The 13,265-nt window shown below is 65.3% G+C and carries 17 protein-coding genes; 10 read left to right on the top strand and 7 right to left on the bottom strand.

The window, feature by feature from the left end:
* Positions 1-36: 36 nt before the first annotated feature.
* From flhA to M2334_RS10000, 7 genes are all read right to left on the bottom strand, one after another.
* A complete protein-coding gene (gene flhA / locus M2334_RS10030; RefSeq protein ID WP_264584857.1) occupies positions 37-2,142 on the bottom strand; it encodes a flagellar biosynthesis protein FlhA in 2,106 nt (701 codons plus the stop codon).
* A gap of 9 nt (positions 2,143-2,151) precedes the next feature.
* A complete protein-coding gene (locus M2334_RS10025; protein WP_264605330.1) occupies positions 2,152-2,985 on the bottom strand; it encodes a transglycosylase SLT domain-containing protein in 834 nt (277 codons plus the stop codon).
* A 166-nt stretch (positions 2,986-3,151) separates the two neighbouring features.
* Positions 3,152-3,460: a hypothetical protein gene (locus M2334_RS10020; protein WP_181559394.1), complete on the bottom strand. Its 309-nt coding sequence runs from the start codon at positions 3,458-3,460 to the stop codon at positions 3,152-3,154.
* Between the two features lie 11 nt (positions 3,461-3,471).
* On the bottom strand, positions 3,472-3,759 hold the full coding sequence (gene flgM / locus M2334_RS10015) for a flagellar biosynthesis anti-sigma factor FlgM (RefSeq protein WP_264578694.1): 288 nt from the start codon (positions 3,757-3,759) through the stop codon (positions 3,472-3,474).
* A gap of 53 nt (positions 3,760-3,812) precedes the next feature.
* Positions 3,813-4,376 (bottom strand): flagella basal body P-ring formation protein FlgA, encoded by a 564-nt coding sequence (locus tag M2334_RS10010; protein WP_413715126.1) that lies wholly within the window; start codon positions 4,374-4,376, stop codon positions 3,813-3,815.
* A gap of 58 nt (positions 4,377-4,434) precedes the next feature.
* The gene (locus M2334_RS10005; protein WP_264578695.1) at positions 4,435-4,929 is read right to left on the bottom strand and encodes a flagellar motor protein MotB; all 495 of its coding nucleotides are present in this window, start codon (positions 4,927-4,929) and stop codon (positions 4,435-4,437) included.
* A complete protein-coding gene (locus tag M2334_RS10000) occupies positions 4,929-5,624 on the bottom strand; it encodes a motility protein A (protein WP_264605329.1) in 696 nt (231 codons plus the stop codon). Before M2334_RS10000 ends, M2334_RS10005 begins: the two co-directional genes overlap by 1 nt.
* Positions 5,625-5,877: 253 nt before the next feature.
* Here M2334_RS10000 and flgB point away from each other — a divergent pair, with 253 nt between their 5' ends.
* From flgB to flgK, 10 genes are all read left to right on the top strand, one after another.
* Entirely contained in the window at positions 5,878-6,234 is a 357-nt protein-coding gene (gene flgB / locus M2334_RS09995) for a flagellar basal body rod protein FlgB (protein WP_264572610.1), read from the top strand.
* A 14-nt stretch (positions 6,235-6,248) separates the two neighbouring features.
* On the top strand, positions 6,249-6,641 hold the full coding sequence (gene flgC / locus M2334_RS09990; protein ID WP_264570078.1) for a flagellar basal body rod protein FlgC: 393 nt from the start codon (positions 6,249-6,251) through the stop codon (positions 6,639-6,641).
* Positions 6,638-7,315 carry a flagellar hook assembly protein FlgD gene (locus M2334_RS09985; protein ID WP_264605328.1) on the top strand — a complete coding sequence of 226 codons (678 nt, stop codon included), beginning with the start codon at positions 6,638-6,640 and terminating at the stop codon, positions 7,313-7,315. Before flgC ends, M2334_RS09985 begins: the two co-directional genes overlap by 4 nt.
* A 28-nt stretch (positions 7,316-7,343) precedes the next feature.
* Positions 7,344-8,168 (top strand): flagellar hook-basal body complex protein, encoded by an 825-nt coding sequence (locus M2334_RS09980; protein WP_181559404.1) that lies wholly within the window; start codon positions 7,344-7,346, stop codon positions 8,166-8,168.
* Between the two features lie 32 nt (positions 8,169-8,200).
* A complete protein-coding gene (locus M2334_RS09975) occupies positions 8,201-8,941 on the top strand; it encodes a flagellar basal body rod protein FlgF (protein WP_264594660.1) in 741 nt (246 codons plus the stop codon).
* Between the two features lie 23 nt (positions 8,942-8,964).
* Positions 8,965-9,753, top strand: a complete 789-nt coding sequence (gene flgG, locus M2334_RS09970; RefSeq protein ID WP_181559407.1) for a flagellar basal-body rod protein FlgG — start codon at positions 8,965-8,967, stop codon at positions 9,751-9,753.
* Positions 9,754-9,761: 8 nt separating this feature from the next.
* Positions 9,762-10,463 (top strand): flagellar basal body L-ring protein FlgH, encoded by a 702-nt coding sequence (locus M2334_RS09965; protein ID WP_264606070.1) that lies wholly within the window; start codon positions 9,762-9,764, stop codon positions 10,461-10,463.
* A gap of 89 nt (positions 10,464-10,552) precedes the next feature.
* Complete coding sequence (locus M2334_RS09960; protein ID WP_264574865.1) at positions 10,553-11,611, top strand: flagellar basal body P-ring protein FlgI; 1,059 nt, start codon at positions 10,553-10,555, stop codon at positions 11,609-11,611.
* A complete protein-coding gene (locus M2334_RS09955; protein WP_264605327.1) occupies positions 11,608-11,931 on the top strand; it encodes a rod-binding protein in 324 nt (107 codons plus the stop codon). Before M2334_RS09960 ends, M2334_RS09955 begins: the two co-directional genes overlap by 4 nt.
* Positions 11,928-13,265, top strand: a complete 1,338-nt coding sequence (gene flgK, locus M2334_RS09950) for a flagellar hook-associated protein FlgK (RefSeq protein WP_264605326.1) — start codon at positions 11,928-11,930, stop codon at positions 13,263-13,265. The genes M2334_RS09955 and flgK overlap by 4 nt, the downstream gene beginning before the upstream one ends.

The following is a 13,265-nucleotide window of genomic DNA, read 5'->3' as shown; positions in this document are numbered from 1 at the left end:
GGCGGAGGCGTGTGCGGATTATGCTGCGCAATATCGTCATGCCGCCTGCAGCCGCTCGACCTGATGGATGCGTGTCTCGTTTCCGACCACTGCGACGACTTCCACAGCCTTGCCATCCGGGATTTCCAGGAATGAGAGCACCGGAACGTCGGGCAGATGCGGGCGGAACAGGCGGGATAGGGCGCGGCGCGCCACCGGCGAGGTCACGATCGCAAAGCTGCGGGCCTGTGCCATCAGCGGACGGGCCGCCTCGCTGACCTGTTCGATGAGGCGTTGGGCCAGCGCCGGCTCGATGGGATGATGGGCATCCGCGCCGACGCGCATGGCCTGGGCGAGGAGGCTTTCCAGCTCGCCATCGAGCGTGAGCACTGGCAGCGGCGCCTTCACCGGCACGATGCTCTGGATGATGAGCGAGCCGATCCGCTGGCGCACTGCCTCGATGAGCGCGTCGGTAGACATGTCCCCGCGCGCAACGATCACCATGGCTTCGGCGATACGGCGAAAGTCCTTGAGCGGAATGCCCTCGATGAGCAGCCCGCGGCACAGCGCGGCGATCTGCGCGAGGCTCAGCGGATTGGGCGTCAGGCCATCGACAAGTTGCGGCGTGACTTCGCGCAGCGTGTCGAGCAGCTTCTTGGCCTCGTCCATGCCGAACAGCTCAGCGGCGTTCTGCAGGATGAGATGATTGATATGCGTCGCGATCACCGTCGAGGGGTCGACGACGGTATAGCCGGAGACGACCGCTTCGCTGCGCCGCTCCATCGGAATCCACACCGCGTCGAGCCCGAACGTCGGGTCCTGCGCAGCGCGACCCTCGATCCGCTGGGTGATGTCGCCGCTATCGAGCGCCAGCAGGCTGTCCGGGAAGATCTCATCCTCGCCAACCACGACGCCGGCGATGGTGATGCGATATTGGTTCGGGCCGAGCGCGAGATTGTCCTTCACCCGGATCATCGGCACCACAAAGCCCAGTTCGCGCGAGAGCTGGCGGCGAATGCCGGTGATCCGGCCGATCAGCGGCGCCTCCTTGCGCTCATCGACAAGGCTGATGAGGCCATAGCCGATCTCCAGGCCGAGCGCGGCGCCGTCGGAAACGTCGCTCCACTCGATGTGGGCAGGATTTTCGACCACCGCCGGTTCCGCCGGCGCCTCGCTGCGGGCCTTGGCGGCCTTGCGCAGCTTCCACGCGATGAACCAGGCGAGGCCGGCAGCAGGAAGGATGATGAGGTGCGGCATGCCCGGTACGATGCCGAGCACGGTGAGAATGCCGGCAACCGGAACCCAGGCGCGGCTGTGGCCGAACTGGCTGGAGATCTGGCCGGAGAGGTCATGCTCGGACGTGACACGGGTCACGATCGCGGCTGCGGCAATGGAGAGCAGCAGCGCCGGCACCTGCGCCACGAGCGCGTCGCCGATGGCCAGCAGGATGTAGGTCTGCGCGGCTTGCCCGATGGAGAGATCATGGCTGACCAGACCCAGGGTGATGCCGCCTAGGATATTGATGACGAGGATCAGCACACCGGCGACGGCGTCGCCCTTCACGAACTTGGAGGCACCGTCCATCGAGCCGTAAAAGTCAGCTTCGGTCGCGACTTCCTGCCGGCGGACCTTGGCCTGCTCGGCGGTCAGCAGGCCGGCGTTGAGATCGGCATCGATGGCCATCTGCTTGCCGGGCAGGGCATCGAGGGTGAAGCGGGCAGACACTTCCGACACGCGGCCCGCGCCCTTGGTGATCACCACAAGGTTGATGATCATCAGGATCGCGAACACGAAGATGCCGACGACATAATCGCCGCCGATCATGAAATTGCCGAATGCCTCGATCACATGGCCGGCCGCATCCGATCCGTTGTGACCGTTAACCAGCACAATGCGCGTCGAGGCGACGTTGAGCGCCAGGCGAAGCAGCGTGGCGAGCAGCAACACGGTCGGAAAGCTGGAGAAATCGAGCGGTTTGGCGGCGTTCAGCGCGATCATCAGCACCGCAAGGCTGATCATGATGTTGCCGACGAAGCCGATATCCAGCAGGAGCACCGGCACCGGCACCACCATGAACATGACGAGCAGCAGGATGGCGAAGGGCAGGGCTGCCCCGCGCGCCGAGTTCTTCCAGATGCTGCCGTTGATGTCGTTGCGCGTCATGGCTGGCGATTACCTTCCGAGGGTGGCGAGCATGAGGTAGGCAAGCCGCGCAGTTTCAGCGCGCGGCGCGAATTCGGGATAGGGCTGCTTTTCGCTCAATGTCTGGTTCATCGTCAGCCGCTCCTGCGCGATGCGGACATAGTCGGCGGGCATCACGGTCTGCGCGCCGTCCATCGCCATATCGCTCGCCACACTGCCGGCGGCCTGACCGCCCGCCGCCAGCTTCTGCGCGAAGCTCGCGCGGATGTCCGTCAGGCTGCGGGCATTGCCCTGCCGGTCGAAGAAAACCGAGGCATTGGCCCGAGCAGCGGCGGGAAACAGAGCCGCTCCGGACGCATCGGGTGCCTGCGCCATGGTCGTGAGGAATTTCGCGGCGCCGCCTGCACCGAGGAAATGGGCGAGGTAGAGATCGACCGCCTCGGCCGGTCGGCCGATCCGCTCTTCAAGATAGGCGCGATTGTCGGTGGCCAGCTCGGCCGCCATGATCGAGGCCGTCTCGGGATGATTGCGCAGGTCGAGGATTTGCTGTCGCAGCGTCGGGTCCGAAACCACGTACCGCCCGGTCGCCGTGCGCTCGATGGCGTTGGACGCCCAGTCCATGCCATATTTCGCGCCATGGTCGTTGACGATGGAAAGCCAGCTCTGGTCGATAAACTGGTAGAGGCCGGTCGCACTGGAGGTGCGCGCGCGCGCCGTCGGGTTCAGCGCGCTTTCCACATGCGCCTGGCTCATCAGATAATTGAAATCCACACCGGTGCGACTGCTGGCCTTGGCAATGGCCTGCGTCACCCTGGCGGCATTGCTGCTCTGGGCCGAGTTGGTGGTCAGTCCATTCACGGACATGGCGACTAATGATCTCCCGTTGGTACCGAGGATCAAAAAGCAAGATGCGTGCCAGAATTGGTTAACGGCGGATCGGGATTTTTGGGGCGATCAGACGCGCGGCGACACGCCCACAGGGCGCAGCGGGCTTAGCGTGAAAGTCGGGATATCCGGGTCGAGCCGAAGCTCAGCCGGCGCGCTGGTACAGCGGCTGCGGCACGTCCAGATCGCGATCGGCGATCGCGCCGTGCATCTGCGTGGTCATATCGCCGAGCAGGCAGGCGAGCATCCGCGAGGAATCCAGCTCCTCGATCAGGTCGCTAAACCGCGCCTTGATCGCAGGATCACGCTCCCAGGTCTCGATGGATTTGATCGCATCGAGCGAGATGCGGAACAGGTCCATTGCCGTTTCGATGGCCTGCGGGTCGGCACTTTGCATGGCGACCCGGAGCGAACCGGTCGCGGCCGCGAAATTCTCGATGATGGACAGGTTCATTTGGGGCACGTTCAGGCGCGCAGATGAGGAAGATCGAGGTCGATCATGCGATCGGCGATCTTGTCGGCATCGACCGGATATTGGCCCGAAGCAATGGCCTGCTTGACGCGGTTGATCCGGTCCATGTCCACCGGGGCGCCCTGCGCGGCCATGCGCGCGGCGGGGGTGGCTGCCGTTTCCGCCGCTTTCGCAGGCGCAGGCTCGGCGCTGACTGGCGCAGCGGAGCGGGCTTGTGCAGCGTCGCGCAGCTTGGCTGCCTCTACTGCGGCGCTCGTCGCCTGGCCAACAGACTTGATCATTCCAACGTCCTTTCTGTCCAATCCGTACTATAAACGGATCAGTTCAGGAAAGTTTAAATGCCGGGAATACGAACAACGCCCGTCCGCTCGACACGGGCCATGACAGGCGTGGCGCGCGGTTCTTCGCGCACGCGGATCAGCGCACCGGGCGCGCCGTCTTCATCCGCGACCATCATGCGGGAAATGCTGAAGCTCTCATTGCCCGCGACCAGCTGAACCGGATCGCCCTTCTTGACGACCGGCGCGCTGTTTGTGGCCTCGGAAAAGCGCCCGTTTTGCTGAGGATTGCCGGCCTGCCGGTTGACCAGCAGCGGCACGCGGATGCGCCAGCCCAGACTAGGGCAGGCGACCGTCGCGGCGTTCATCTGCGGGGTTTCGACCGTCGGCGTCTGCGGGCAGGGTGCCAGCTTCAGGCGGCGATCGATGGGCGCCAGTGGGCCGCCAGGCTGGCCGAGATTGGCGCCCAGGCTGGCCGCAACCAAGCTGTCCAGCCGGTCCAGATTCTCGAAACTCTGCGCCTTTGCCGGCGCGTGGATGCTGGTAAGCGCGATCGCGCCGAGCAGCAGGGCTACGATGAGGGCAGCGCGCTTGGGGAAGGTCAGGCGTTCAATCGTCACGTCACTTGCTCCGATGCATGGTCGGAACAAACACAGCAAGGTCCGTGCCAGACGCATGTTACCGGTCGGTTTCGGCCAGTTCGGTGATCCTGATAGTCTGCTTGCCGGGTGCGCTGTCATCAGCGCGTTCGGCGAGGCCTGCGATCCGCAGGCGCTTTTCCGGCACTCCGGCGGCGACCAGGGTTCGGGCGACGGCGCCGAGGCGCGCTGCCGCCAGATCCCAGGCGTCGAAGCGATGATCGCCGGAGTCGAGGTCAATTGACTGAATCCGCACGATCTTGTTCTCACGCATGATGGGTTCTGCGGCTTTCAGCAAGGCGGCGCGACCGGCGGGGTTGAGCAGAGCCTCGCCAGGCTCGAACAGCTCTTGCGCGACGAGATCGGCCTGGCGCGGCGCCTCGAACGCGCCGAAATAGCTGCCAATCCCCGCCAGCGCCGTCTCACGCGTGGTCTGGTTGGACTGCAGCAGGGCGAAAAAGGCGAGCAGCAGCAGGCACAAATCGGCGAAGCTCAGCGCCCAGCGCGCGCGGTTTTGGCGCGGCTGCACCGACATCAGGCGACCTCGCGAATGCTGGCACGCTGGAACGGATTGGCTTCCCGACGGGCGATGGCGATCATCCGGTCGGCCATGGCCTGCTGCCAGCCAATCTCTCGCTCGGACTGCGCCGAGAGGCGGTTGGCGATGGGCCCGGCGATGGCGTTGGCGAGGATCAGGCCGTGCAATGTGGTCATCAGCGCCAGCGCCATGAAGGGGCCGATGGCCGCCGGGTCGCTCATCTGCGCAAACATACCGATCAGGCCGACGATCGTGCCTGCCATGCCGACGGCCGGCGCGGCATCGGCCAGCGCATTCCAGAAGGCGATGACCCGCCCGTGACGGGCACGGCGATCATGGATCGCCTGATGGACCCAGAGCGCGAAATGCTCGGCATCTGCGGCATTGGCAAGCGTGGTGAGGGTCTGGCTGACGAAGGGATGGGTGCTTTCCAGCCGGTCGGCGCGGGCCAGGCCCTTGAGCTGCGCGACAGCCTCGACCTTGAACAGCAGGGCGCGGGCATTGTCGCGTTCATCATCCGGGCGCGCGGTCAGCAGCGGGCGCAGGGAAGCCAGGGCGCGAAAACCCGTGCCGAACCCGACCTGCGCCAGTGCGATCATGATCGCGCCGCCCAGCACCATCAGCAGGGGCAGCGGCGCGAAGACGTGGCCGAGAATATCCAACCCCACAACATCCGACATGGTCCCGCTCATCCCCCGATGCTGCCGGGCGCACGTGCGCACCGGCAAAACTCTGCCGCCAACCGGCAAAACATTGCCACCCTTGCCGCCCGCCTGCGCAAAAGGCGCGGAAATCCTCATGTCCGCGCGGCCTCAGCCGGCGGAAATTTGGTTTGGCACGGCATTTGCAATCCATACCCGTGGGCATGGGTCGTGCCGGAACCGGACCAGTTTCAACCGGTCAGAACGGATGCGGCTCACGGACTTTTAGGGAAGGCACGAAAAAATGTCGTTCGACGACGCATTGTTCGGCATCCATGGCAAGGCACTGGCGCTGCGCTCGCAGCGGCTGGAGTTGCTTGCCTCCAATATCGCGAACGCCTCGACCCCCGGGTACAAGGCGCGCGACATCGATTTCGAGAAGGCGCTCGCTAGCGCCACCAGCCAGCAGGGCTCGGTGACCGGCGCGCTGGAAACGGCGATGGGCTATCGCGTGCCGCTGCAGGCGAGCAGCGATGGCAACACCGTCGAGATGTCGACCGAGCAGACGCTCTTCGCGGAGAATGCGGTGAAGTACCGCACCACGCTCTCCTTCCTCGAGGGCCGTCTCAACACCATCACGCGCGCGCTGCGGGGAGAATGAGCATGGACAAGCCCATGAACGTTTTCGACATCGCCGGGCGCGCCATGTCCGCGCAGCTCGTGCGTCTCAACGCCACCGCCTCCAACCTCGCCAATGCCGGGTCGGTCACGGGCAGCGAGGACAAGGCCTATCGCGCGATCCGCCCGGTCTTCTCCACCGTGGTCGAGAAGCCCGGCGTCGCCACGGTCAAGGTCGATAACGTCGTGACTTCGGACACGCCCGCGACCAAGCGGCACGAGCCCGGCCATCCGCTGGCCGATGCCAATGGCGATGTATGGGAAGCCGGTGTCGATACCAGTGCCGAACTCGTCGAAATGGTCGAGAGCGCGCGCATGTACCAGAACAATGTGCAGGTCCTTCAGACGGCCAAATCCCTCATCCTCGAAACAATCAGGCTCGGCAAATGACAGCAGTGACGACGACCAGCAGTCCCTGGGCGGTGGATAGCAACACGGCGTTCACCAACCGGAACCTTGCCGAGACGAGCGCGAAGTCCAACGCCTCGATCGACATGAACGGCTTCCTGCGCCTGCTCACCACGCAGATGCAGCATCAGGACCCGTTCCAGCCGATGGACAACAATCAGATGGTCACGCAGATGGCGCAAATGTCGTCGCTGGCGTCGCAGTCGCAATCGACATCCCTGCTCAGCCGGATCGCGGACTCCGTGTCCGGCGCGCGCCTCTCCGACGCGGCGGGCTGGATCGGCAAGTCGATGCTGGTCGAGAGCAACATCGCCACGCCCGACCGCACCGGCGCTTATGCCGGCGAGATCGCGCTGGGCGCCGACGCCTCGAACGTGTCGATCGATCTGGTCGATGCCAGCGGCAAGGTCGTCCAGAGCTTCGATCTCGGCGCCCAATCCAAGGGCAATGTGCCCTTCTTCTGGGACGGCCGGGATGACGCCGGCAATGTGATTGGCGGGCAGGCGCTGCAGGTCAAGGTGCGCGGCGCGACGCCGGCCGGCATCGCAACCTGGGCCAGCATCGCAGCCGTCCAGTCCCCCGCGAGTGGCGGCAACGCCCAGCTCATGACCGCCCTCGGCAATTTCTCGCCCGAAGACGCGCTGCGTCTCGGCTGATCCCTGAACTTCACAAGGAGCATCGACCATGTCCTTCTACATTTCGCTTTCCGGCCTCAAGGGCGCCCAGACCGACCTCGGTGTCGTCGCCAACAACGTCGCCAACGTCTCCTCGCTCGCCTTCAAGAAGAGCAAGGCAACCTTCGGCGACATTTATGCGAGCGGCGGCGTCGGCGCGGGCGGCAATGGCGTCCGTCTCGTCGACGTGAAACAGCAGTTCACGCAGGGCACGCTGGAGACGACCGACAAGACGCTGGATCTGGCCGTCACCGGCGAAGGCTTCTTCACCGTCAAGAGCGCCTCGCCCGACCAGACGATCAGCTACACCCGCGCCGGCGCCTTCACGATGGACAAGAACCGCTTCATCGTCGATTCCACCGGTGCCCGCCTTCAGGTGCTGCCGACCAACGCGACCGGCGATGGCACGCCGACCAGTACGGCGGCAGGCGATCTCTCCGATCTGGAAATCCCCAGCGCCCATCCCGACGATGCCAGCATTCCGCTCACCGCCATCGCGATCTCGGCCACCGGCGTCGTCAGCGCGACCTTTGGCGATGGCTCGGTGCGCAACCTCGGCGTCGTCGCCATGGCGTCGTTCCCGGCACAGGAAGAGCTGCGGCAGATGGGGGATTCGCACTGGATTTCCTCCGGCGACAGCGGCGAGGCGAGCTACAGCGCCGGCAATAGCGGCATGGTCGGCGCTGTCCGCTCGGGCACGCTGGAGCGCTCGAACGTGGACATCACCGAGGAGCTGGTCGCGCTGATCTCCGCGCAGCGCAATTTCCAGGCGAACTCCAAGGCGATCGAGACCGCCACCGCCATGACCCAGACCATCATCAACATGCGGACCTGATCGCGAAGATCGACCGGACCCGGAGCTGAACCATGGATCGTCTCACCACCATTGCCCGCACCGCGATGCGCGGCACGATGGCTCGCCAGGCGGCGGTCGCGAACAATCTCGCGAACGTCAACACCAGCGGCTTTCGCGCCGAGATCGCCAACGCCTCGACCCGCTGGGTCGGCGGCGGCGCGTTCCAGAGCCGCGCGGAGCAGGTGGGGCAGGTCATCGCGGCGGACATGAAGGCCGGCACGGCGGTGCAGACCGGCAACACGCTCGACATCGCGGTGGATGGCGACGCGCTCATCGCGGTGCAGGCCAATGACGGGTCCGAAGCCTATACGCGGCGCGGCGATCTCAAGCTGAACGAGAGCGGCCTGCTGACGACGGGCGATGGCTATCCGGTGCTGGGGGAGGGCGGTCCGATCACCCTGCCACCCGCCGATAGCGTCAACATCGCCAAGGATGGCAGCATCTGGATCGTCCCGCAGGGCGGCCAGATCGATCAGCCGCAGCAGGTCGATGTCATCAAGCTGGTGAACGCCAAGGGGTCGACGATCGCCAAGTCCACCGACACGCTGTTCCGCGAAGTGAATGGCGGCGCCTTGCCGCAGGACCCGATGGCGACCGTGACCAGCGGCGCCCTCGAAGGCTCGAACGTGAATGCCACCACGGCGCTTGTCCAGATGATCGAGGCAAGCCGCGCGTGGGAAAATCAGATCAAAATGATCGACACCGCCAAGGAGATCGACTCCGGCGGCGCGAGCCTCATGCGGCTCGACTGACGGATAGATAGGGGACCAGACCAATGACCAGCAGCGCACTTCATGTCGCCCGCACCGGCCTTGACGCACAGGACGTCAAGATGCGCGTCATCGCCAACAACCTGGCGAACGTGAACACGGTCGGCTTCAAGCGCGACCGCGCCAATTTCGAGACGCTGGCCTATCAGCAGGTGATTGCGGCGGGCACGCAGGCGGATAGCCAGAACCGCCTCGCCATCGGCCTCAACCTCGGCACCGGCGTGCAGCTCACCGGCACCGAGCGGATCGATACCCAAGGCACGATGAACACCACCGGCAACACCTATGATCTCGCGATCGAGGGGGCCGGCTTCTTCCAACTCCAGCAGCCCGACGGCACGATCGCCTATACCCGGGCGGGCAATTTCAAGACCAATGCGGAAGGCTTGCTGGTCTCCCCGGATGGCCTGCCGCTGGTGCCGCAGATTCAGCTTCCCGAGGGCGTGAGTGCCGTCACCATCGGCAATGACGGGACCGTCTCGGCGACCGTCGCCGGTCAAAAGGAGCCGGTCGAACTTGGCGCGATCGAAACCGCACGGTTCGTTAATCCCGCTGGCCTGCAGGCTGTCGGTGGCAACCTCCTACTGGAGACGGCGGCATCCGGCGCGCCGCAGGTGGGCGCTGCAGGCCTCGAAGGCCGCGGCACCATCCGCCAGGGCGCGCTCGAGCAGTCAAACGTCAACACCGTGGAGGAACTGGTCACGATGATCGAGACCCAGCGCGCCTATGAGATCGCCTCCAAGATGATCAAGGCGACCGACGAAATGCTCCAATACGTCAATCAGCAGCTTTGAGCCTGACCATGCAGTATCGCCGTTCCGCCATCCTGATCCTCGCCCTCACGGCGACCAGCCTCGCCGCACCGGCCTCTGCCGGTCTGTTCGGCAAGAAGCAGGAGCCGCTCGAAAACCCGGCCTATCAGGTCACCTATCCGGGCGATGCTGGCAGCGCCGCGCCGGTGCGGCCCAATGGCGGCATCTTTCAGGCCTCGGCCGGCTATTCCGCGCTGACCAATGGCGCGCGGGCCGCGAGCGTGGGCGATGTCATCACCATCCTCCTCGTCGAGCGGACGCAGGCCAGCAAGAGCACCAGTGCCAACACCAACCGCGCCGGCAGCATCGGCCTCACGCCGCCCACCACGGGGCCGTTCAGCAAGCTGTTCAGCGGCAGCGACATCGCCTCGGGCGGCACGCAAGGCTTCACCGGCAAGGGCGACGCCGCGCAGTCGAACGCGCTCTCCGGCGAGATCACTGTCACCATCGCGCGGGTCTATCCCAATGGCACGATGCTGGTGCGCGGGCAGAAGGCCCTCACGCTCAATCGTGGTGACGAATATGTCCAGATCTCCGGCCTCGTCCGGCAGGCGGACATCGGGCCCGATAACCGCATTCTCTCAACGCGCGTCGCCGATGCGCGGATCACCTACACCGGCAAGGGAGAAATCGCCCGCGCCAGCCGCCAGGGCTGGCTGCAGCGTTTCTTCTCCATGATCAGCCCGTTCTGATGGAGCTTTCAGCCATGATCAGGCCTTATCCTTCCTTGCTCCGTCGGCTGGTCGTTTCCCTCGCCCTGCTCGCGTTCGGGCTCTGCCTCATGATCGCCACCTCGGCCCATGCCCAGCGCATCAAGGACATCGGTACCTTCGAGGGCCTGCGGTCCAACCAGCTTGTCGGCTATGGCGTTGTGGTCGGCCTTGCCGGCACGGGCGATGACAGCCTCGATTATGCGACGCAGGGCGTGAAAGGCGTGATCTCGCGCTTCGGCCTTACTTTGCCGCCGGGCGTCAATCCCTCGCTCAAGAATGCCGCAGCCGTGCTGGTCACGGCAGAATTGCCGGCCTTCGCCAAGCCTGGCCAGCGGCTGGACGTGACCGTCTCCGCGCTCGGCAAGGCCAAGTCGCTGCGCGGCGGCACGCTGGTGCTGACCCCGATGCGCGGCGCCGATGGCGAAATCTACGCGATGGCGCAGGGCAATATGGCCGTCGGCGGCTTCGGCGTCTCCGGTGCCGATGGCTCGCAGCTTTCCGTCAACGTGCCTTCAGCCGGCCGCATCCCCTCGGGGGCCTCCGTCGAGCGCGCCGTGGCCACCGGGTTCGAGACTAGCCCGACGATCAATTTCAACCTCGCGGAGGCGGACGTGACGACCGCGCTGCGGGTGGCCGACGCGATCAACCTCGCGTTCGGCGATCAGCGCGCCCGCGCGGTGGATGGCGTTTCCATCGCCATCGATGCCCCGCCGGGTGCCGAGAGCCGCGTCATGATGATGGGCCTCATCGAAAACATCCAGGTCAAGCCCGCCGATCCGCCCGCAAAAGTGATCGTCAACGCGCGCAGCGGCACGGTGGTCATCAACGGCAATGTGCAGATCACCCCGGCCGCCGTGAGCCATGGCAAGCTGACCGTGACCGTGACCGAAGCGCCGCGCATCGTGCAGCCTGCGCCGCTCTCGCGGGGGGTGACGGCGGTGGAGGAATCCAGCCAGCTTTCCGCCCATGAGGAAAAGAATCCGATGTTCCTGTTTAAAGGTGGCGCGTCTCTGGCCGATATAGTCAAGGCGGTGAATGCCGTGGGTGCCTCCCCCTCGGACCTTCTCGAGATCCTGAGCGCGCTCAAGCAAGCCGGCGCCATGCGGGCGGAGCTGGAGGTGATATGACGCAGGTCTCAGGGATCGGCTCCGGTCAGGCGGCCTTTGCCGCCGCCATGCAGGGCGCGCAGGCGCAAGCCCCGACGTCGCCAAGGGCCAACGACGATCACGCCGCATTGCAGAAGGCCGCCAAGGCATTCGAGGCCGTGTTCACCCGCCAGCTCCTGTCTTCCATGCGCCAGGCGAGCCTGGGCGAAGAGATTGGCGGCGGCAGCGGGCTCGACCAGTTCCGCGAGATGCAGGACGCGCATATGGCCGAAGGGCTCGCCACCAAGGGCGGGCTCGGCATTGCCGAACTGATCCTCCAGCAACTTGACCACAAGCCGTGAGCAGCGATCTTCTCCAGATCGGCGCTTCCGGCACGCGCGCCTATCAGGCGGCGATGGGAGCGATTGCCGATAATATCGCGAACGCGGAGACGCCCGGCTACAGTCGCCGGACGATTGCGCTCAGCGAGTCCGCCGCCGGCAATTCGCCGATGCTGCTCTACAAATCGAGCGCCTCTTTCTACGGCGTGCAGATCGGCGGCGTGGTGCGCGCATCCGACCAATATCTGGAAGCGGCAGCGCGTCAGACGACCAATGCGCTGGGCAGCGTCAATCAGCGCGCCCGCTGGATGTCGGACATCCAGACCGCCCTCAACGATGGCGAACTGGGCGTCGGCCAGCGCTTCACCGGCATGTTCGCAGCGGTGGAGCGGCTCGCCTCCAACCCCACAGACACGACGCTGCAGGCGGACGTGCTGTTCTCGTTCGAGCAGATCAATGCTGCGTTTCAGCAGAGCCACAATGATCTGGTCTCGATCCGCAGTTCGATCGGCAACACGGCCACCAATGAGGTGGATTCGCTCAATGATGCATTGCGCCAGCTCGGCAATGCCAATGAAGGCCTGCGCCGCGTGCCCGAAGGCACTGCCAGCCATGCCAGCCTGCTGGATTCACGCGATCAGGCCCTGAGCGAGATTGCCGAGCGGCTGAACGTGACGGTGACCTTCGGCGCCAATGGCGTCGCCAACATCAGTTACGGCAGCGACATGCTGGTCGAGAACAATCAGGTGAAGACCCTGACGGTCAGTCAGGCCGCCGACGGCATTTTGAGCTTCGGGCTGGCGGACGGCACGGCGATTGCCACCCCGACAGGCGGCGCGCTGGGCGGCATCGCCACCAGTGCCGAGGTCGTGCGGGACAGGATCGACGCGCTGAACGACCTCGCGAGCCGCTATGTGAGTGAAATGAATGATTGGCACACCAGCGGTTATTCGTCGCCCGGTGTCGCCGGCCAGACACTGCTAAGCATGGGGGCGGATGCCAGCTCGCTTTCGGTGCTGGTCAGTTCGCCGGCTCTGGTCGCGCGCTTCTCCGCCGATGGCACGGCGAACGGCAATCTGTTGGCCATGACCGCGCTGCGCGGCAGCGGGTCCATCGAGGATGAATGGACCGGCATCATTGCGACCCATGGCAGCATCGCCAACAGCACGACCAAAGAGCAGACCGCGGCCGAGAGCCGCAACACCATGGCGCAGCAGGCGCGCGCCGATGTGGCCGGCATCAATCTCGACCGGGAAGCGGCCGAATTGATCCGGCTCCAGCAGGCCTACCAGGCATCGTCCCGCGTGATCCAGGTCGCGCGAGAGATGTTCCAGACACTGATTTCCGCATTCTGA

Source organism: Sphingobium sp. B11D3D (assembly GCF_025961755.1).
Lineage (GTDB): Bacteria > Pseudomonadota > Alphaproteobacteria > Sphingomonadales > Sphingomonadaceae > Sphingobium.
This window is presented reverse-complemented; position numbering and strand designations above follow the sequence as displayed.